This window comes from Polycladomyces subterraneus (assembly GCF_030433435.1).
Classification (GTDB): Bacteria; Bacillota; Bacilli; order Thermoactinomycetales; family JIR-001; genus Polycladomyces; species Polycladomyces subterraneus.
On the sequence record NZ_JANRHH010000055.1, the window covers coordinates 75543 to 96664 of the forward strand.

The 21122-nt window shown below is 50.8% G+C and carries 19 protein-coding genes; 14 read left to right on the forward strand and 5 right to left on the reverse strand.

Annotation, left to right across the window (positions count from 1 at the left end):
- Positions 1-26: 26 nt before the first annotated feature.
- Positions 27-320 (reverse strand): DUF2621 family protein, encoded by a 294-nt coding sequence (locus NWF35_RS16490; protein ID WP_301240611.1) that lies wholly within the window; start codon positions 318-320, stop codon positions 27-29.
- Positions 321-453: 133 nt separating this feature from the next.
- On the opposite strand from NWF35_RS16490, the gene NWF35_RS16495 reads away from it, so the two are divergent.
- The gene (locus tag NWF35_RS16495; RefSeq protein WP_301240612.1) at positions 454-1242 is read left to right on the forward strand and encodes an SDR family oxidoreductase; all 789 of its coding nucleotides are present in this window, start codon (positions 454-456) and stop codon (positions 1240-1242) included.
- 71 nt (positions 1243-1313) lie between these two features.
- A complete protein-coding gene (locus NWF35_RS16500; RefSeq protein ID WP_301240614.1) occupies positions 1314-2381 on the forward strand; it encodes a phosphotransferase in 1068 nt (355 codons plus the stop codon).
- A gap of 64 nt (positions 2382-2445) precedes the next feature.
- On the opposite strand, the gene NWF35_RS16505 is transcribed toward NWF35_RS16500, so the two are convergent.
- Positions 2446-3780, reverse strand: a complete 1335-nt coding sequence (locus NWF35_RS16505; protein ID WP_301240615.1) for a tetratricopeptide repeat protein — start codon at positions 3778-3780, stop codon at positions 2446-2448.
- A 710-nt stretch (positions 3781-4490) separates the two neighbouring features.
- On the opposite strand from NWF35_RS16505, the gene NWF35_RS16510 reads away from it, so the two are divergent.
- The 4 genes from NWF35_RS16510 to NWF35_RS16525 all read left to right on the forward strand — a co-directional run bounded on the left by NWF35_RS16510 (position 4491) and on the right by NWF35_RS16525 (position 9105).
- Positions 4491-6560, forward strand: coding sequence for an OPT family oligopeptide transporter (locus tag NWF35_RS16510; protein ID WP_301240617.1), 2070 nt, complete (start codon positions 4491-4493; stop codon positions 6558-6560).
- Positions 6561-6563: 3 nt separating this feature from the next.
- Positions 6564-6926, forward strand: coding sequence for a PqqD family protein (locus tag NWF35_RS16515; RefSeq protein WP_301240618.1), 363 nt, complete (start codon positions 6564-6566; stop codon positions 6924-6926).
- A 303-nt stretch (positions 6927-7229) separates the two neighbouring features.
- Entirely contained in the window at positions 7230-8642 is a 1413-nt protein-coding gene (gene bcaP / locus NWF35_RS16520; protein ID WP_301240620.1) for a branched-chain amino acid transporter BcaP, read from the forward strand.
- Between the two features lie 217 nt (positions 8643-8859).
- The gene (locus NWF35_RS16525; protein WP_301240622.1) at positions 8860-9105 is read left to right on the forward strand and encodes a DUF1450 domain-containing protein; all 246 of its coding nucleotides are present in this window, start codon (positions 8860-8862) and stop codon (positions 9103-9105) included.
- Here the strand turns inward: NWF35_RS16525 and NWF35_RS16530 are convergent.
- Positions 9079-9420, reverse strand: a complete 342-nt coding sequence (locus tag NWF35_RS16530; RefSeq protein WP_301240623.1) for a DUF3899 domain-containing protein — start codon at positions 9418-9420, stop codon at positions 9079-9081. The two genes, NWF35_RS16525 and NWF35_RS16530, sit on opposite strands and share 27 nt — an antisense overlap.
- Positions 9421-9702: 282 nt before the next feature.
- Here NWF35_RS16530 and NWF35_RS16535 point away from each other — a divergent pair, with 282 nt between their 5' ends.
- From NWF35_RS16535 to NWF35_RS16560, 6 genes are all read left to right on the forward strand, one after another.
- Positions 9703-11334 carry a peptide ABC transporter substrate-binding protein gene (locus NWF35_RS16535; protein WP_301240624.1) on the forward strand — a complete coding sequence of 544 codons (1632 nt, stop codon included), beginning with the start codon at positions 9703-9705 and terminating at the stop codon, positions 11332-11334.
- A gap of 649 nt (positions 11335-11983) precedes the next feature.
- Positions 11984-13597, forward strand: a complete 1614-nt coding sequence (locus NWF35_RS16540) for a peptide ABC transporter substrate-binding protein (protein WP_301240626.1) — start codon at positions 11984-11986, stop codon at positions 13595-13597.
- Positions 13598-13719: 122 nt separating this feature from the next.
- Positions 13720-14649, forward strand: a complete 930-nt coding sequence (locus NWF35_RS16545; protein WP_301240628.1) for an ABC transporter permease — start codon at positions 13720-13722, stop codon at positions 14647-14649.
- A gap of 5 nt (positions 14650-14654) precedes the next feature.
- Complete coding sequence (locus NWF35_RS16550) at positions 14655-15593, forward strand: ABC transporter permease (RefSeq protein ID WP_301240629.1); 939 nt, start codon at positions 14655-14657, stop codon at positions 15591-15593.
- A 10-nt stretch (positions 15594-15603) separates the two neighbouring features.
- Positions 15604-16626 (forward strand): ABC transporter ATP-binding protein, encoded by a 1023-nt coding sequence (locus tag NWF35_RS16555; protein WP_301240630.1) that lies wholly within the window; start codon positions 15604-15606, stop codon positions 16624-16626.
- Position 16627: 1 nt separating this feature from the next.
- On the forward strand, positions 16628-17638 hold the full coding sequence (locus NWF35_RS16560) for an ABC transporter ATP-binding protein (protein ID WP_301240631.1): 1011 nt from the start codon (positions 16628-16630) through the stop codon (positions 17636-17638).
- 104 nt (positions 17639-17742) lie between these two features.
- Here NWF35_RS16560 and NWF35_RS16565 read toward each other — a convergent pair whose 3' ends face one another.
- Together NWF35_RS16565 and NWF35_RS16570 are read right to left on the reverse strand one after the other, a co-directional pair.
- Positions 17743-18375: a nitroreductase family protein gene (locus NWF35_RS16565; protein ID WP_301240632.1), complete on the reverse strand. Its 633-nt coding sequence runs from the start codon at positions 18373-18375 to the stop codon at positions 17743-17745.
- Positions 18376-18549: 174 nt separating this feature from the next.
- Positions 18550-18771 carry a NifU family protein gene (locus tag NWF35_RS16570; protein WP_212774207.1) on the reverse strand — a complete coding sequence of 74 codons (222 nt, stop codon included), beginning with the start codon at positions 18769-18771 and terminating at the stop codon, positions 18550-18552.
- Positions 18772-19037: 266 nt separating this feature from the next.
- On the opposite strand from NWF35_RS16570, the gene cysK reads away from it, so the two are divergent.
- Positions 19038-19964, forward strand: coding sequence for a cysteine synthase A (gene cysK / locus NWF35_RS16575; protein WP_301240634.1), 927 nt, complete (start codon positions 19038-19040; stop codon positions 19962-19964).
- 5 nt (positions 19965-19969) lie between these two features.
- On the forward strand, positions 19970-21106 hold the full coding sequence (locus tag NWF35_RS16580) for a bifunctional cystathionine gamma-lyase/homocysteine desulfhydrase (RefSeq protein WP_301240636.1): 1137 nt from the start codon (positions 19970-19972) through the stop codon (positions 21104-21106).
- Positions 21107-21122 lie beyond the last annotated feature (16 nt).

A 21122-nucleotide genomic window follows, 5' to 3' on the forward strand; every position in this document is an offset into this window, starting at 1 on the left:
TGACCGCGGCTTGTTTAAACGGTCCGTTATGTTCGATCGAGTGACTGGAGAAGATGGAGAGTGGAATCGGGTGATGCGAGGAAGCGGCCATATCCTTTCTTTCGCAAATACCCTTCCGTGAGGCGTTTAACCGGGACTGGAGCGGACAACCAATAACCGCACACCACCCATTCCTCGCGGTTCACGCCCGAATGACCCGCTTCGCCAGCCAGTTCTTCCACCTGCTCTTTGATTGCCCGTTTGATCTCGGCTCGTTCCAGCGAGGGAACGGGACTGACCAATTCATTGAGCAAATCTCTGGCATGATCGGACCATTTCATTTTTCGTCACTCCTTTGGACACATGCCCTCGAGATGTCCGGCAGGCTTGTTTTCTCTCAGTCTACACGGAAGCGATCCATTTTATGATCTTGTCGGCGATGGCGAATCCAAATGAATCAGGGAGGGAGTTGTATTGACGTCACATCAATCCCGCGTTGCGCTGATCGCGGGTGGTTCACGCGGTTTGGGACGAATGGCGGCAGTGGAGTTGGCCCGTGCCGGGTGGGATCTCATGATCAACTACCGTCAAGGCGAGGAAGAGGCAAACCGGTTGGTCCATCATCTCAGAGAGTACGGCAGAGAGGTGGAAGCGGTACAGGCAGATGTCAGCCAGCGGACGGAAGCGGCTCGATTGGTCGAACGGACTGTGTCCAGGTTTGGCCGAGTAGATGCCCTCGTACACGCAGTAGGACCGTTTTTACGTGAACGTCGCCGTTTTGTCGACTATTCGGTCGAAGAGATTGAACAGCTGATCAACGGCAACTTCCGCAGTGCGGTCATGACCATCCATTCTGTGTTGCCTCACATGAGACGAAAGCAGTTCGGACGGATCATTTTGTTTGGTTTCGGACGGGCGGGAGAAGCCCCTGCTTGGCCGGACCGCGCCATTTATGCAGCAACGAAAACGGCGTTGGTTTCTTTTACCAAATCGCTCGCTGTGGAGGAAGCGCCCTATGGGATCACGGTCAATATGGTTTGCCCGGGTGACATAGTAGGAGCCAACAAGGAAAAGACGATTCAGGACGTCCGAAGGTTATCGGATGAGGAAACTCCATTGGGACGGCCCGGCTCGGGTGAGGATGTGGCACGGGTGATTCGCTTTTTATGCGAGGCGGATTCCGATTTCGTGACCGGAAACGTGATCAACATCACCGGTGGGTTGGACGTGATCCATCCTGTCTCCAAAGCACCGCTGGAATGAAAAATAGGCACATTCCCTCGCGTTAGTACATAGAGTGTGACAGATAACAAGAAATGACGAGGGGAAATTCCATGGCAGACATCCTGGATGATGTGAGGGAATGGACAGGTGAGCCGCGGCTGGACGTGTTACTGGAGCATTATTATGGTCTACAGTTACAATCTGCTCAACCTTACGCCGGTGTGTTAAAGGTGGAGACGGACAAGGGTGCCTATGCCATCAAGCGTTTTCGCAAACAGGAAGAGGTCACCTGGTCGCTGGTTGAACAGGTCGCCGAACACGTCAAGCAGGCGGGATACATCATTCCTGTGCCGACTCGGACTCAACAAGGAAAACGCTCCTTCCCCGGATTTGCCCACCGGTATGTGTTATTGCCATGGCAAGATGGGCAACAGATGGAGAAGTGGGACAGGGACGGATGGTTAGAAGTGAGTCGACATCTGGCCCTGTTTCATGCGGCTACAAAGGATTGGGAATCGGAAGTGGGTAGAGCAACCTGTCTCCATCTGGGAAAATGGACGGAGCTGTGGAGAGAAAGCCGTAGACAGATGGCCATTTTCCAAATGGCAGCCGATTTGGCGGGGGAACGTCAGGGGATGGATGAACTGTGGTTGAATCACAGCATTTATGCGGACACGATGGTGGACAATGCCGTTCAATACTTGGAAAAAGCAGGCGGAGACCGTCTCTGTCTGGAGATGTCTGAACACGGCAAGGTATGTCACGGCAACCTGCATCGCCGCAATGTGCTGCGCACCGCTGAAGGCGTCCAGCTGATCGATTGGCGTCACCTGGTAGTGGACGTTCGGGCCAGAGATTTGGCGCATTGGCTGATATACGCGTATGGACGAACCGGTAGACCGGAAATCGTCGTGCCATTGTTGCGGGCTTACCAGTCGGTTTCTCCGTTGAAGGAAGAAGAATACCAACTCGTCTACGCACAATTTCTGTTTCCCCATCGCATCGCTCATGTCTTGTACCAAACCTATGACCGACAAAAATACACTGCCCGTCAGGCAGAGGCCCATTTGAACCAAGCAGTGACAGTCGAAGAGAAAAAGTTGATGTTAATTCGCCGTTACCCTGATTTGATGCGGGAAGCGTTTGATGTGACGGTGCCCAAGGTGGATTGGTTATGAAAAACGGGCCTTCCACAGAAGCGTGTTTTCGCTTCGAATGGAGGCCCGTTTGCACAGCCGATCGTCAAATACGGTCCAACAGCGATTGCCCTTCCTGTTGTTTGAGCTCCACTTGAACTTGGTACATTTGTTCAATCGTTTTGCTGAACTGCTCACGATCCACTTGTTCCCAACAACGGGACAACAGAAAGAGCACATCGTATTGCAGTTGCTTGTACCCGTATTTTTCGGTGAGGGAAAGGGCTTCTTCCAGATACGGAATCGCTTGCTGGAATTGTTGTTGTTTTTGTTTGCATTCGCCCATCACGAGCAGCGCACCGACCAATCGCAAAGCGTCGTTGAGCGAGCGGCCCAACTCGATGGCTTGTGACAGCGCTTCTTCCGCCTCTTCCCATTTCTCTTGCAACATGTACAAGGTGCCCAAATCGGAGTAAGCGGATACGAAGACGGCTTCATCTTCGAAGGTACCCTTCAAAGACAAGGCTGTACGGTAGCAAATCTCTGCCTTTTTCCACTCTTTCTTCGCCATGTATACGCTTCCCAAAGCGGACCACAAATCAAATGAACGGTCGAATTGCTTGTTGATGCGGGCGATTTCCAACCCTTCTTGTGCATAGCGGATCGCCTCGTCGTACATACCGGAACGGCGCAGCAGAACGGATCGCAGTTCATATAGGTACAGGATAACAGAGATGTTTTGAATCTCGGGCAGATGGTTCCACAGTTCCTGTACAGCGCGAAGTGCCTCTTCGTAGCGTCCGGCCTTTTCCAGGTATGCCGCTTTGTTGGTCATTAGAATATATTTGTAGTAGCGGCGTCCTTGATCAGGAAGAAAGGCCTCAATGCCATTTTCTGTGTAGCGGATCGCTTGTTCCAAGTTGTTTTGGTAGTAACTGCATAACGCCAATTCGTTGAAGCTGGCCGCTTCGATGTTTTCCCGTTTTCCTTCCTCGCTTTGGTCCGCGAGACGAATGGAGTTGGAGAACTCCCGCTCCGCCCGTTTCCAATTGCGGCGATGTTTTTGGTATTTCCCCCGCAGATAGTAGTAATAGGCGGCAAATGGATGCGCGTCATCCAAATCCAGTCCGCGCAATTGATCCCAAAGACCTTCGGTCACACCCAGATCCAACTTGGATTCGATGGATTGCAGGGTGAGCCAAAGGTCTTGCATTTTTTGTTGTTCGTCTTTTAACAACTCGGGCAACTGGTTCATGTCCAGACCCAATTTTTCCATCAAATAATGAATCTTTGTCGGACTGACATGGGGAACACCCCGTTCAATGTTGCTGACCGTCGCGGGAGAGATATTCTCGTCCGCGAGATCTTCCAACCGAAGGCCGCGTTCTTTACGTACTTTTCTTATAACTTCTCCAATCTCGCTCATCTCGATCGGATTCATCTTGGTCCACCTCACGTTTCTACTGACATTTTCCTTTTAAGTGTATCATACTATGTTTTATTGGGATTGGATACAGCATAATTAATATTTTTCTATCTCAACCACATTGTGGATTTTAATCAAAAATCCTTGTGACTTTTTTATTAACTGTATTCATCATAAACGCTTTAGAGTAAGAAAGCAAAAGAAAATCATCTTTTATTCGAGGATAAATTTTCCAAATGAAAGGAGATCTGTATGTCTATTCTAGGCAAACGAAATGGAGGAAATACCCCTCACAGATCAACAGTGTGATTGACTCCAATAGACGTTACACAAATTACCCTCTTTTATGGAATGTATCATGAAAATGATGGGTGTGCAAAATATAAAAAATGGCGAGAACTAGAAGAAATCCTGGAGAAAAGAAAAATTTCGATTAATTTATTGTGTAATGGAAAAAATAAATCAGCTATGTTTTCTGAAAGAAAGATAATTGTATTTCTGGTATATACAAATTTACAAAATATAGATTTTGTGGTGATTGATTCTTGTTCATGATGACCATCATATCGACAGAGAGAAAATACTTGTAAAATATGGACTTAATACAAAATTGCCAACCAAAAAACATAGTTGCAATCGAAGGGTCAATTCGTGTTAAGATGGACATTGGGTATGGACTCCAAATATTTTCTGATGATTAAAACTCTCGAAAAGGTGGTGTAAATGTGAATAAGGAGTCTGGTAAACCGTCGTTTGTTCCGTATGTACCGGCTTCGCGTTCTTTGCCGGAATTGACGGTGGTCGCACTTGTGCTGGGTATTATTTTGGCGATTGTATTTGGTGCGGCTAACGCGTATTTGGGGTTGAAAATCGGACTGACGGTAAGTGCGTCGGTTCCGGCGGCCGTGATATCGATGGCCATCTTGCGCGGACTGTTCCGCCGGGAGTCGATTTTGGAAAACAATATTGTTCAAACCATGACTACGGCAGGGGAAGCGGTTGCCGCAGGCGCAATTTTTACCTTGCCCGCATTATACCTGTGGAAATTAAACCCTAGCCAAGTCATGATTTCCTTTATTGTGTTGACGGGCGGTTTTCTCGGTGTGCTGATGATGATTCCGCTCCGTCGCCTGTTGATCGTCAATGAGCATGAAACGCTGCCTTATCCGGAAGGAACCGCGTGTGCAGAGGTGTTGAAGTCCGGTGAGACAGGCGGGCGCAATGCAAGACTGGTTTTCACCGGATTCGGCATCGGTGCACTGGTCAAAGCGCTGGGAGACGGTTTTTCACTGTTCAAAACGGAAATTGAAACACAAGTGGCCAAATTTAAAAATGCTGTCATCGGGATGGATACCTACCCGGCACTGTTGGGTGTGGGATACATCATCGGTCCGCGTATTGCCGGACAAATGCTGGCAGGGGGCCTGTTGGCATGGATTGTGCTGATTCCGGCGATTTCCTTCTTCGGTGCGGGGAGCACGCACCCGATCCTGCCCGCGGCAGATCCAATCAGCAAAATGGATGCCTGGACCATTTGGAAAGAATATATTCGATATATCGGGGCTGGTGCGGTGGCAGCCGGCGGTTTGATCACGCTGGTGAAAACATTGCCGATTTTGTACAGCTCCATCCGTGACACGGTCCGGAGCATGCGGGTCAAACGCGACAACGGGCCTGCAGCTATCGAACGGACGGACCGTGATATTCCGATGACCTATGTGATCCTCGGCATTATTGCGCTGATCCTGGTGATCGCGTTTGTGCCGGTCACCGATGTGGGGATCATCGGTGCGGTCGCCATTGCTGTTTTCGGTTTCTTGTTCGTTACCGTGGCATCCCGGATTGTGGGGATCGTTGGAAGCTCTTCTTCTCCGGTATCGGGGATGACCATCGCTACGTTGATCATCGTGACCGTAGTCTTCAAATTTATCGGTGTCACTGGACAAGCGGGTATGGTGGCCTCTTTGGTCGTGGCGGCGATCATCTGCACGGCGTTGGCCGTGGCAGGGGATATTTCGCAAGACCTGAAAACCGGTTACTTGGTCGGGGGGACCCCGTGGAAACAACAATTGGCGATGATGGTCGGGGTGTTGGCTTCCGGTCTGGTGATCGGGTTTGTGTTGATCGTGTTGAACGCTTCCTATGGTCTGGGATCCGCCGCTTTGCCGGCACCGAAAGCCGTGCTGATGAAAGTGATCATCGAGGGGATGATGGCGGGGAACCTGCCGTGGGATCTGATCTTCATCGGCGTGGCGCTGGCCGTGACGATCGAATTTTTGGGTCTGAACTCCTTGGTCGTGGCTGTGGGCGTGTACCTGCCGGTGCATGTCAGCGTGCCGATCATGGTGGGCGGCATTGTCCGCTGGTTGGTCGACATCTTTACCAAAGACGATAAACTGCGTGAATCCCGTCATGAAACGGGCACTTTGTTCGCTTCCGGATTGATCGCGGGTGAATCGTTGGCCGGTGTCATCATCGCGATCCTGATCTGGTTGAATTTGAAATCGCCCGAAGTGACGCCAAAATTCGACAGCCAGTTGTTGCCCTTGGCCGTATTTGCTTTGGTCGCATTGATCCTCTGGTGGGTGGCTGGGCGTGCCAAACCACAGGCGGAAGCGGCTGAGGTTGGTACTGCGCATTCCCCGGAAAACACTCAAACCGAACCGGCAGAAAATGTGGCGGAAAAAGCGGATACGGCTGAAGAGAATCAAAGCCAACCTGCAACCGATGCACGGCAGGCTGAAGCAGAAGAACAAGAAGAGAGCAACGACGACAACAAGAAGGGGAACGAGTGACACGTGTTCGGTTTTCGCCGAAAACGATCCAAACTCAATTTGTTGGAGATGATTCCGCAACTGAAATCGCATCTGCGTTTGGAGTGGGAGGAAGGGGCGGCCGAAGCCGCCCTTATCCTGCCCCGTACGAGTTGGCTGGAGCGTATGTCGGTCAAATACCTGAAACAACCGTCTGCCATACGCGTTCAGCTGGATGCGTTGGGATCGTTTGTGTTGTCTTACTGTAACGGTCAACATACGGTACAGCAGATCGCGGACAAAGTGCAGGAACGGTTTGGAGAAGAAGCCGAGCCATTGTTGCCGCGGCTGATCAAATTCATGCAGATTGTGGAAGCCAATGGATGGATTGTTTGGCAGGAGCGCTGAAGTGCTCCTTGAGTCAATTGAAAAACCCAGCGGAGAAAACCGCTGGGTTTTTCAATTGACTCAGCCTCCCATTTATGAAAAACTGGTATGGTGTTTTAGTCTTACATCGATAACCAACAGGCTTTGTAGCCTGTCTCAACGAATTACTGAAAGGTTATACTTGACTACCAAACTCCCGTATGAGTAAATTTTTCCTTTGAATTTTATCCCCCCAACGCGTTAATATACTAAACAGGTTGAGAGACATGGACTCATTCAATAAAATGCAGGGCTATTTCGTGTAATGGAACGTGTGGGGAGGAATTGTCATTGGATCTGTTTCGAAGAAAAAGTGTCTGTACACTAATTGATAACAGTCGACAAAGCCAAGGGCTGAAAAGGGAACTGAGCGTGTGGGATCTTACCCTGCTCGGCATCGGCGCCATCATCGGCACCGGTGTTTTTGTGTTAACCGGCACGGGTGCGCTAAAAGCAGGCCCCGGATTGATGGTGTCATTTGTCATCGCCGGACTGGCCTGTGCATTTTCTGCTTTGGCGTATGCGGAGTTCGCTTCCACGGTTCCCGTGTCCGGTTCGGTGTACACATACAGTTACGTCACTTTGGGCGAGCTGGTTGCCTGGATCATTGGTTGGGATTTGGTGTTGGAATATTTGCTCGCCGTCAGCGCCGTCTCATCCGGGTGGTCCGGTTACTTCCAATCGCTGCTCGGCGGATTCGGACTGAATTTGCCTGACGTTTTGAGGGCTGCCCCAGGAGCTGTACCCAGTAAGACGACGCTGTTCAACCTGCCTGCGTTTTTGATCGTCATGCTGATCACGCTGTTGTTGTCCCGCGGCATCAAAGAGTCCAAGCGGGTCAACAACGTGATGGTTCTGGTTAAAATCGTCGTGGTCCTGCTGTTTATTCTGATCGGTGTGTTTTACGTGAAGCCGGCCAACTGGCAACCGTTCGCTCCTTTTGGGGCCAAAGGTATCTTTGCCGCTGCGGCGGTTGTCTTTTTTACTTACCTGGGATTTGATGCGGTGAGTACTGCGGCTGAGGAAGCGCGTGATCCGGCACGCACGTTGCCGCGGGGATTATTGTATTCACTGGGAGTTTGCACATTGTTGTACATGGTGGTTTCCGCCATCATGACAGGGATTATCCCTTATCAGCAAATCCGCGGGCATGAAGACCATCCGGTCTCGCTGGCCCTGAAGATCGCAGGTCAAAACTGGTTTGCCGCGTTTGTCGACATCGGTGCCATCGTGGGCATGACGACGGTGATGCTGGTGGCACTTTACGCCCAAACCCGCGTAGCGTTCGCCATGTCGCGAGATGGGCTGTTGCCCGCATGGTTTTCCCGCGTACACGAAAAATACCGTACCCCTTACAATGTAACCTGGGTGTTGGGCATTGTCGCAGGACTGATCGGCGCGTTGGTGCCGATCTCCCAAATCGCCGAATTGGTCAACATTGGAACCTTGTTCGCATTCATTATTGTTTCCATCAGTGTGATCATACTGCGCAAAACCCAGCCCGATCTTCCGCGGGGATTCCGTTGTCCAGCCGTCCCGTTCGTTCCAGCAGTGTCGATCGTGCTGTGCGCTTTCCTGATGTCCCAACTGATGTGGATCACTTGGGCGACATTTCTGATCTGGCTCACATTAGGATTGATCATTTATTTCACTTATTCCCGCAAGCATTCCGCGCTGAATGCATCCAAAGCGCAATAAGCAAAATCCCAAGGTTGTTGAAAACGTGATAAAAAACGAAAGCCGTTTCCCGCCTTTGCTCCGTAACTTGTCAGGATGGAGTCGATTGGCTGGGAAACGGCATTTATATTTTCAGTAGTTTCCAGACATGTAGAGATGTTCCTATTCATCCAGTCGGGACTTGAGAACGAACCGTATGCTACCATGTAACATATATCCCAAAAGGAGCGAGCAATCCATGAGCGTACCGGTGGAGTTTTGCCTGACCAATATGTGCAACGGTTCCGAGTCTGTCTACTACCGGCTGCAACGTCATCCGGACGTACGTGTCTATGCCTTTCAATGTTTGGGCAATTGTCGTCTTTGTGCAAAGAAGTTGTATGCCGTCGTCGGCGACGAAATCGTGGAGGGAGATTCTCCGAATCAACTGTACCGCAACATCATCCGGTTGATTGAATCAAATATAAACGAGAGCAAACGATAGGAAAGTATCGACCAATCCCGCCATCAGAAAAGCGGGAACGATCCATTCCAGCCTTTTGGTACGTTTTGAATCTGTTTCCTCATCCCATACTTCCAATTCCGGTCGCTGTATCCATTTTCGAAAACCACGGATAAACAAGGAAAAAAATCCACCACGAATCACATAGGCGCTACCGGATACTACGAGAAAACCAAGTCCGAACAAAAAGAGTCCATTGATCCACTCCAACTTTTGAGTATGAGAAATAAGTGCCACAATCACCCATGATCCGATCATGAGAATCAAACTCCACTGCCATGGACGTATTCGATGCATGCCAATCCTCCTTGAGTATGGGAATTTATAACATTCTCGATATTTCTTTTCGTTTAAACAAGCTGGAATCCTTGTGACAACGGAAAGGATTTGAGTGAGGAAAATATCGGAAATAAAAAGATACACATTTCCGTCTCTTTTCTGATGTGCTGCATTCTATTATTATAATAAATGATGTTTTTCTTGCCGTGTTTGAACCAGAAGGCAGAGGTTATTGTTTAAATTATCTGCAAAGATTACGATTATTCCTTTTTTTCCAGGAGATGTGAAGGAGGTCTACCGATGAGACGGAAGGTGTATGCCTTGGCGGCCGTGTTGTTCGCGGTCAGCTGGTTGTTGTCTGCTTGCAGTCTCTCCGGCAACACGGTCCAAGGCGGCCCCAATGAACCGCAAGTGTTAAACCTCGTCGTGGATTCGGAACCGCCCAACTTGGATAGTGCCACAGCGATTGACGGTACGTCCATCACACTGTTGAACAATGTGATGGAGGGATTGATGCGCCTGGACAAGGACAATAAACCAGTTCCGGCGATGGCGTTGGATTATCCTGAGATCAGCCCTGACAAGAAAACCTACACGTTTAAAATCCGGGATGCCAAATGGTCCGACGGGGAACCGGTGAAGGCACAGGATTTCGAATATGCATGGAAACGGGCGCTCGATCCCAAGACCAAATCGGAATACGCCTACATTTTGTACCCGATTAAAAATGCCGAGGAGTACAATCAGGGGAAAGTCAGTGCAAACCAAGTGGGTGTGAAGGCGCTTGACGACAGCACCCTGCAAGTCAAGTTGAAAGAGCCGATCCCGTATTTCCTCAGTTTGACGGCGTTCCCTACCTACTTTCCGCAACGGGAAGACATCATCGAAAAATACGGGAAAGAATATGCCAAAGATGCTGACAAAATGGTGTTCAACGGCCCCTTTGTGCTGTCGCGTTGGGAGCACGATCAAGGCTTTCAGTATCGGAAAAATGACGAGTATTGGGATAAAAACAACGTGTATCTGACTGAGGTCAACGTCAAGATTGTTCCGGATTCCACGCAGGCCATGAGCTTATACACCTCAGGCCAAGTGGATGTCGCACCGTTGGACGACAATCTGGTGGAAGTGTTCAAAAACAACAAAGAGTACTTGCCTGTCACACGGGGGATTACTTATTTCATCATTTTCAACACGGATGATGCGTTCCTTGCCAATCAAAATATCCGCAAAGCGATCAGCCTGGCGATCGACCGCGATGATATCGTAAAGGACACACTGAAAAACGGATCGCAACCTGCGGGCGGAATCGTGCCGCCATCGATTATGGGTTACAACAACCAATCGTTCCGCGACCAATCGCCGGCACCTCCGGAGTATGATCCGTCCCTGGCAAAGCAACTTTTTGAAAAAGGATTGCAGGAGCTGGGCCTTTCCGCTCCTCCGTCCGATCTCACGTTGAATGTTTATGATGACGATCGCAAAAAGGTGGCTGTCGCGATTCAGGAGCAGTTGGAAACCAATCTGGGTTTGAAAGTGGTAATCAACCCGAAACCGGTCAAGCAAAAATTGAACCTGGAAAAAAAGGGTTATTTCCAAATGACGGTCGGGCGTTGGGTGGGAGATTACAACGATCCGATGACGTTCCTGGATGTCTGGAAGTCGGACAGCCCGGTTAACTTTGGGGATTGGAAAAACCCCGATTTCGATCGGTTGATCGATCGGGCCAAAAAGACCACCGACTATCAAGAACGAAACGAGGATTTGATCAAAGCAGAAAAAGAACTGATCGATAATGCGGCGATCGCGCCGTTGTACTACGAATCTCAATCGTTCGTGCAAAAAACGTATGTCCATGATCTGGTACGCCACCCGGTCGGTCCGGATTACTCCTTGAAATGGGCATATATCAAAGGCAAAGCGAAACAGTAACATCTGAGGACATACTTTATTCAGGAAGGCAGTGTATACATATACTCGCCTTCCTTTTTTTGCAATCTTACAGTGAAAAATTTCCTCTTTCAAAAAGGAACAATATAGCGATAATATAAAATTGGGTGTCCAACCACCCTGAATAAGGATGAATTTTTATAAAATTAAAATCGATCCAGATTGACAGGAAGGTGATGGATCGAGTACTGGTAGAGGCCATTTCGTTTACCCTAGTAAAACATCAGTACGTGATAGGGATGGCCTTTTTGTCGCGAAGCGACCTTTGGGCGTCATATGAAATAAGTGCTGCCGAGTCTCCATTATCAAATGCCGACTATTCAGTTGACTCCGCCAGCCACGGACACAATTGACACCGTTGTTTTGAAATGGAAGATCACCCAGACACTACTCTCACTGCATGGGCCAACAGTCATTCTCGTTATGTTTGACATTTTACAAAATAGGCGGAAGTGAGGTATGTTAAAAAGGGATTGATTGACTGTTAACAGAATATGAATTGCGGAGTCATTATAGGATCTAGTAGAGTAAATAGAGGGAACCTTTTCTCTTTATTTAAATATCAGGGTTAACGGCTGTTTACCAGCCTTAACTATATCAATCATCAGAATATACTCAAGGGGGTAAACAGATGAAAAAGCGCTTTTATTTGTCCCTGGTCATTTTGCTTGTGGCCGGCATGCTGCTTTCCGCATGCGGCGGCGTTCAGCAAAACTCCGGTGCTTCCGGTAACGTGCTGAACGTGCGGGTGGATGGTGAACCGCCGAACCTGGACAGTGCAGTTTCCACGGACAACATCTCGTTCAACCTGTTGAACGCGGTGATGGAAGGTCTCACGCGATTGGACAAGGACAACAAACCGCAACTGGCGATGGCGGAAAGCTATACCATCAGCCCGGACAAAAAGACCTATACGTTCAAACTGCGTGACGCCAAATGGAGCGACGGAAGGCCGGTCCGCGCGCAAGATTTCGAATATGGGTGGAAACGGGCGTTGGCGCCTCAAACTGCTTCTCAATACGCTTACATCCTGTACCCGATTCTGAACGCCGAGAAATACAACACCGGCAAAGCGAAAGCAGAAGACGTCGGTGTCAAGGCGCTGGACGACAAAACCCTGCAAGTGAAACTGGAAGCGCCGTCTCCGTATTTCCTGGGTCTGACATCGTTTGCCACTTATTTGCCGCAACGGCAGGACATTGTGGAGAAATATGGCAAACAATATGCGCAGGAACCGAACAAAATGGTCTACAATGGGCCGTTTGTTCTGGCCAGCTGGCAACACAACGAAAGCTACACGTTGAAGAAAAACCCGAACTATTGGGACAAAGCAACCGTCAAACTGGACGGCATCAACTTTAAAATCGTGAAGGAAGTTTCGTCTGCGATCAACCTGTACAAGACCAACGGATTGGACTACGTGCCGAGGATCAGTCAAGAGTTTGTGGACGCCTACAAGTCCAAACCGGACTTCAAACCGGTGACGGAGGCCACCACTGTCTACCTCGAATTCAACATGAAAAAAGAGAAAGTTTTGCGTAACGTGAAGATCCGCAAAGCGATCCAAATGGGGATCGACACCAACATCTTGGCCCAAAACATCGCGAAGGAAGGTAAGCCGGCTACCGCGTTGGTTCCGCCGACCCTGCAAGGCGGCAACGGCAAACTGTTCCGCGACCAAGCGCCGGGCTACGTCAAATTTAATAAAGAAGAAGCCAAGAAGTTGCTGGCAGAAGGATTGAAGGAAGAGGGTCTCAGCCAGTTCCCGACGATGGAACTCTTGGGCGACGACACGGACGTGGCAAAAAGATGTCTGCAATTCATCAAAGAACAATTGCGCACCAACCTGGGTATCAACGTCAACATCCGTTCTGTACCGTTTAAAGAACGGTTGCAACGTTCCCAAGACGGCAACTTCCAAATCGTATTGTCCCGCTGGGGTGCAGACTATGACGATGCCATGACCTTCCTGGATCTGTTCCTGACCGGAAACGCCTTCAACCGTGGCGGTTACAGCAACCCGAAATATGACGACCTAATCAAAAAGGCCAAGATGAACCCGGACTTCAACCAACGTCTGCAGCAAATGGTAGAAGCAGAGAAAATACTGATCCAGGATGACGCCGGCATCGCACCGCTGTACTGGCGTCAACGGCAAAATCTGGAACGTCCGAACATCAAGGGTCTGGTACACCATCCGTTCGGACCGGATGACGACTTCAAATGGGCCACGTTGAACAAGTAAGGCAGTCAAGTTCAAAAATGATAACCTGGTAGAACAAATGGGAAGGTATATGTTCGCCTGGAGCATATACCTTCCTCCATGCTTGTTATATCCATGTTTTTGTAGAAAAAGGAAGTGAGAGGATGGGTCGTTATATCTTGCAGCGGTCGATCTACATGTTGGTCACGCTATGGGTCATCATTACCTTTACTTTCTTTCTCATGCATTTCATGCCCGGTTCCCCGTTGCAAAACGAAGAGCGCATTCCGCCTCAGATGAAGGCACTGATTATGAAAGAGTATGGGCTCGATCAACCGTTGCCGGTGCAATACGTTCATTTTTTGGGCAATTTGTTACAAGGTGATCTGGGCAAATCGTTCCAGTATAACGGACGAGACGTAACTGAATTGATTTTCCAAGGTTTCCCGGCTTCTGCTCAAGTGGGGATTCAGGCCGTGATCTTTGGCATCGTGATCGGGCTGACCCTAGGTGTCATCGCCGCATTGCGGCGAGGAAGTTGGGTGGACAATCTGGCCACCGTGATAGCGGTGTTGGGGGTGTCGGTTCCCAGCTTCTTGTTGGCGGGATTACTCTCCTTTTACGTCGGCGTGAAATTGCTCTTGTTGCCGCCAGCAGGGTGGGGTACATGGCAACATACAATTATGCCTTCGCTGGCGTTATCTGCTTTGGTCATCGCGCAGATGTCCCGCTATATCCGCACGGAAATGCTGGAAGTGTTGGGGCAGGACTACATGAAGACGGCTAAGGCCAAGGGGTTGAGCCGGCCTACGGTCGTGTTCCGTCATGCCCTTCGTAACGCGCTGATCCCAGCGGTGACGATTTTGGGGCCGCTCACGATCAACATCATCACCGGTTCGCTCGTGATCGAGCAAATCTTTGGTATTCCCGGCATGGCATGGCTGTTCGTTCAATCGATTCAAGTCAACGACTACCCCGCCATCATGGGCGTCACCATTTTCTACAGTGTTCTGATCATCGTCAGCATTTTTGTGGTGGATATCTTGTACGGTATCATTGACCCGAGGATTCGGATTGCCGGTGCGAAGGAGTGAGTCACATGGAAGCGACCAAACAACTCAACCAAGATTTATCCCCGGAAATGTTTCAGCCCGGTGAAGTGAGACCGGAGGAGAGAAACGGACTCACCGGCAAACACGTCGGGTACTGGACCGATGTGTGGCGCCGTTTTCGCTCCAACAAAGGGGCCATCATCGGTTTCACCATTTTGTTGGTGGTCGGTTTTCTGGCCCTATTTGGGCAGCATTTCGTTCCCTATGATTATCAGACACAGAACTATTCCATTTTGAACAAGGAACCGTTCGGCAATCACTATTTCGGGACGGACAACTTCGGACGCGATCTATGGGCCCGGACTTGGTACGGCGCGCGCATCTCTTTGACCATTGCCTTTTTGGCCGTGTTCATCGACATGACGATCGGTGTGACGTTCGGCGCCATTTCCGGGTATTTCGGCGGCAAAGTGGATACTGTCATGCAGCGGATTTTGGAAGTGATGTACTGTATTCCGCAACTGATCATCCTCATTTTGCTGATGCTGTATTTTGAACCCGGTATCGTGCCGATCGCGATTGCGATGGGGATCACCGGGTGGGTGCCGATGGCGCGGATCGTTCGCGCGCAGGTGATGAGGCTGAAGGAGCAGGAGTTCGTATTGGCTGCACGGACGCTGGGGGCGAGCCACGGGCGGTTGTTGTTGAAGCACCTGTTGCCCAACGTGATGGGGCCCATCATCGTGGCGATCACGTTCTCCATTCCGCAAGCGATCTTCTTTGAGGCATTCCTCAGCTTTATTGGTTTGGGGATCAATCCTCCGGCAGCCAGCTTGGGGATGTTGGTGAACGATGGATTCAAAAACCTGCAATTGTTCCCGTATCAAGTGTTTTATCCGGGATTGGTCTTGGGTCTGATCATGTTGAGCTTTAACTTGTTGGGTGACGGATTGCGCGACGCGTTGGATCCGAAACTGCGTCGATAGGGGGATCGGTATGGAGAAGGTGTTGGAAGTACGGGATTTGCACGTTTCGTTTGACACATACAACGGAGAAGTGAAAGCAGTACGCGGTGTCAGCTTCGATCTGAAAAAAGGGGAAACGCTGGCCATTGTCGGGGAGTCCGGTTGCGGAAAAAGCGTGACTTCCCAAACGATCATGCGGTTGATCCCCAATCCTCCCGGACGGATCAAACAAGGTGAAATCTTGTTTGACGGAAAGGATTTGACCAAACTGTCCGAGCGGGAGATGGAAAAAATCCGCGGGGCGGAAATCGCGATGATCTTCCAGGATCCGATGACATCGCTCAATCCGACGATGACGGTGGGGCGGCAGATCACCGAAGGATTGATGAAACATCAAAAAATGAGCAAAGAGGAAGCAAAGAAGAAGGCAGTCGAAATGCTTCGACTCGTGGGCATCCCCAGCCCTGAATCCCGAGTGAATCAATATCCCCACCAGTTCAGCGGCGGGATGCGCCAGCGGGCGATGATCGCCATCGCGTTGTCCTGCGCGCCGAAAATTCTCATCGCCGATGAACCGACGACGGCGTTGGACGTGACGATTCAGGCGCAGATCATGGAACTGATGAAAGAGCTGCAGGAGAAGTTGAACACCTCCATCATCCTGATCACGCACGACTTGGGTGTGGTGGCCGACGTGGCTGATCGCGTAGTTGTAATGTATGCGGGGAAAGTGGTGGAAACCGGTACAGTGGAAGAGATTTTCTACCGTCCGCGCCATCCGTACACTTGGGGTTTGATGGCTTCCATGCCGCGGCTGGATCAGAAAAAAGAGCAGGAATTGCTCCCCATTCCGGGTTCGCCGCCCAACCTGATCGCTCCGCCCAAGGGATGTCCGTTTGCCGCCCGATGCAAACATGTCATGAAAATCTGCCAGGAACGCATGCCCGATGTGACGAATATCTCATCAAACCATCAGGTTTCCTGTTGGCTGGAGCATCCGATGGCACCAAAGGTAGAACCACCGGCTCAACTGGTAGAAGGGGGAGCGAAGTAACATGGAAGCCCAAGTGGAAAAAATCCTGGAAGTGGAAGGACTCAAAAAATATTTCCCTGCCGGCAGGGGGCAGGTCGTCAAAGCGGTGGACAACGTCACCTTTCACGTATACAAGGGCGAAACGCTCGGGTTGGTGGGCGAGTCCGGATGTGGAAAATCGACGATTGGCCGGACCATCATCCGTTTGTACAACGCCACGGGCGGAACGGTGAAGTTCAAAGGCAAGAACGTCCATGAGCTGAAGGGCAAAGAGGCGAAACAGTTCAACCGGGAGATGCAGATGATCTTCCAAGACCCGTATGCCTCGCTCAACCCACGGATGACCGTGGCCGACATCATCGCGGAAGGTCTGGATATTCACGGTCTGGCCAAAGGCAAGGAGCGGCGCGAACGCGTGGTGGAGCTGTTGCGGACGGTGGGGTTGAACGAAGAGCATGCCGATCGTTTTCCGCACGAATTCAGTGGCGGTCAACGGCAACGGATCGGCATTGCCCGATCGTTGGCTGTGGATCCGGACTTCATCATCGCCGATGAGCCCATTTCTGCACTGGACGTCTCAATTCAGGCCCAAGTGGTCAATCTGATGAAAAAATTGCAGCGAGAAAAAGGGTTGACCTATTTGTTCATCGCCCACGACTTGTCAATGGTGAAATATATCAGTGACCGGGTCGGAGTGATGTATCTCGGCAACTTGGTGGAACTGGCGGAAAGTCAGGAGCTGTATGACAACCCGCTTCATCCCTATACCGAAGCCTTGTTGTCTGCTGTACCCATTCCTGACCCGTCAGTGGAGAAACGTCGGGAACGAATCTTGCTCAAAGGCGACGTGCCCAGCCCGATCAACCCGCCGAGCGGATGCCGTTTCCGTACCCGTTGTCCCAAAGCGATGGACATCTGCGCGGAAGTGACGCCCACTTGGCAGGAAGTGCGCCCCCTTCACTGGGTTGCGTGTCATTTGTACCAAGAAGAGAGCAAAAACGAAGTGGCCGCGACGTCGGAGCAAACGAGTTGAGAAAGCACTTGGATGTAGACAACCCTGATCAAATGCAAAAAAGCCGTTTCCCATTTGTGGGAAACGGCTTCGCTCATTCGGGCGGTTGAAGTTGTTAGATGTCATCAGAAGCTTTCCCGGATGACCAGTTTTTCCAGCGGGAACCGACTGGACGGGCGGGCCGGTTCGGCCGCTTTGCCGATGACGATCAGCATCACTGGGATATAACGCGGCGGGATGTTGAGCGCCTGAATCAATTTTTCCCGGTCGAATCCACCCATCGGGCAGGTGTCATACCCTTTGGCCTTGGCAGCCAGCATCAGCTGCATAGCCGACAGAGAGGCGTTGAGAATGGCTTCGTCACGTGCCTTCTGCGGGTTGTTGGCGTAAGCACCTTTGATCTGATCGAGCAGGGTGTCGTACACCTGCTGCGTGATATGTCCCGCTTCCAGAGCCGGTTTGTACACATCTTCTGCATTTTTGTCCGCTTCCAGGTCACCCAGAATGACGACGGTGGCCGATGAATCCACCACTTGCTGTTGGTTATAGGCGATCGGCAGAATCTTCTCCTTCATCTTCTGCGATGTGATCACCAAGTAACGCCAATGTTGGAGGTTCCAAGAGGACGGAGCTTTCGCCGCGAGTTCGAGAATCTCTTCCAGGTCCTCCTTGGGGATCTCCACTTCCCGTTGGTACTTTTTCACGCTGCCGCGCGCTTTCATCACATCGATGGCCGACAGTTCCGTCTTCGTGGTCATGAATGCAACACCTCTTGATGCTACGATCTGGGTTGGTACCTTCTTATTATACTGCAAAAAAAGAACTAAGTGGAGAAAAATAAGTGAAAGGGTCTTTAAACCCTCACTAATAACCCGAAGCAAATACTCAGCCGTTTCCCAAGTGCGGGAAACGGCCTTTGTTTTTCCAAGATATTAAAGGACTTGCTCCACTTCTTTGACGCCCGGTACTTCTTCCATCAGAGCGCGTTCGATCCCCGCTTTCAGCGTGATGGTGGAGCTGGGGCAGCTGCCGCAGGCGCCGAGCAGACGAACTTTCACCACACCGTCTTCCACATCCACCAGTTCCACGTCACCGCCATCGCGTTGGATGAACGGACGCAGTTTGTCCAATACTTCTTGTACTTGTTCTTTCATCGGTTCATGCTCCTTTCGGTATGATCGCTGGCCAATTGGTCTTATTTCAAACGAGACCCATGGTCCGCTTTTTACCGTTGGAATGGAGGAACCATTTCCTTCCCCGTAACTTATTGTATCCCAAAGCGCGTCGATTGACAAAGGGAATCATCTTCATGTCGGCGATGTAGACCATCCGTTTTTTTGCTCGTTCAAAAGTGGTAAGATGGAGAGGGTGTGTTATTGTTGAGTAAACATCGGGTGTATGGAAAGGAAAGGGAATTCCGATGAAGCAAGTATATGAAGATGTAAAAGAACTGATCGGTTGGACGCCGATTGTACGGATAAAACGGTTTGAGATTCCTGCCGGGGTCAACATTTACGCCAAGCTGGAATTTTTCAATCCCGGAGGGAGTGTGAAAGACCGGCTGGGAATCGAGCTGATCCGGGATGCCGAAGAAAACGGACTGCTGAAACCCGGCGGTACGATCATTGAGCCGACCGCGGGGAATACCGGGATCGGACTGGCTTTGGCAGCCGTTGGGACCGGGTATCGGGTGATTTTTGTCGTGCCGAAAAAGTTTTCTGAGGAAAAACAGGAACTGATGCGAGCATTGGGAGCGGAAATCGTCAACACACCGACAGAGGAAGGGATGAAAGGCGCTATTGCCAAGGCGAAGGAACTGGCCGAAAACATTCCTGGTGCCTACGTTCCCCAGCAGTTCGCCAACCCCGCCAACCCAGGAGCGCATTACAAAACAACCGGTCCAGAAATTTGGCAGCAGATGGACGGGAAGGTGGATGTCTTTGTGGCGGGAGCGGGAAGCGGTGGCACGTTCATGGGTACGGCCCGCTATTTGAAAGAGCAAAACCCCGTCATCAAAACGGTGATCGTGGAACCGGAAGGTTCCATTTTGGGCGGTGGTCAACCGGGACCGCACAAAACGGAAGGGATCGGAATGGAGTTTCTTCCCGACTACATTGACCCGTCCTACTTTGATGCGATCTACACCGTATTGGACAAAGATGCGTTTGACATGGTGAAGGAACTGGCGAAGCGAGAAGGTTTGTTGGTGGGCAGCTCGTCAGGAGCCGCTTTCTTTGCCGCTCTGCAGGAAGCGAAAAAAGCTGAGCCCGGTACCAACATCGTGGTGATTTTCCCAGACAGCAGCGAGCGCTATCTGAGCCAAAAGATTTATCAGGGAGGGATTTGACACCGATGCGTTTGGATACCAAGTTGATTCATGCCGGTGTGTTCGGTGACGTGCACACCGGAGCGGTCACCGTGCCGATCTACCAAGTGTCGACCTATAAGCAGGAAGGAATCGGCCAGCATAAAGGATATGAATACTCCCGAACCGGCAACCCGACGCGAGCAGCGTTGGAACAATTGATCGCAGAGTTGGAGAACGGTACACGCGGACTGGCTTTCGCCTCCGGTATGGCCGCAGTGTCGACGATTCTTTCGTTGTTTGATCAGGGGGATCACCTGGTGGTGGGTGACGACGTGTACGGCGGCACCTACCGGGTGTTGACCAAAGTGTTCAACCGGTTGGGTATTGATTCGACTTTCGTGGATACGGGCGATTTGGATCAAGTGAAACAGGCGATCCGACCTAACACCAAGGCGGTGTACCTGGAAACGCCCAGCAATCCCTTGCTCAAAGTGTCGGATATCAAGGCGGTTGCTGATATCTGCCGCGAGCTGAATGTATTGTTGATCGTGGATAATACGTTTATGACACCCTACTGGCAAAACCCGCTCGATTTGGGTGCCGATATCGTCATTCACAGTGCCACCAAATATCTGGGCGGACACAGCGACGTCGTGGCCGGATTGGTCGCGGTTACAGATGAAGACCTGGGTGAGCAATTGCACTTCCTACAAAACTCGATTGGTGGTGTGTTGGGACCCCAAGACTCCTACTTGTTGATCAGAGGTATCAAAACACTGGGGGTGCGGATGCGCCAGCATGAAGCCAATGCCCGGCAACTGGCGGAATGGCTGAAGGATCGGGATGATATTGAGAAAGTCTATTATCCGGGCCTGCCGGATCATCCGGGACACGACATCGCTGCACGCCAAGCACGCGGATTTGGCGGCATGATTTCGTTTGATGTGGGTAGCGGCAGGCGGGCTGAACAAGTCCTGAAAAAAGTGCGGTACTTCACGCTGGCGGAAAGCCTGGGAGCGGTAGAAAGTCTGATCAGTGTTCCCGCGAGAATGACCCATGCTTCCATTCCGCCGGAGCGGCGTGCCGAACTGGGCATCACCGACGGGTTGATCCGGATTTCGGTCGGGGTGGAAGACGTCGCCGACCTGATGGACGATTTGGATCAAGCGCTTCGTTCATAAGAGGAGAAGGCGGGAG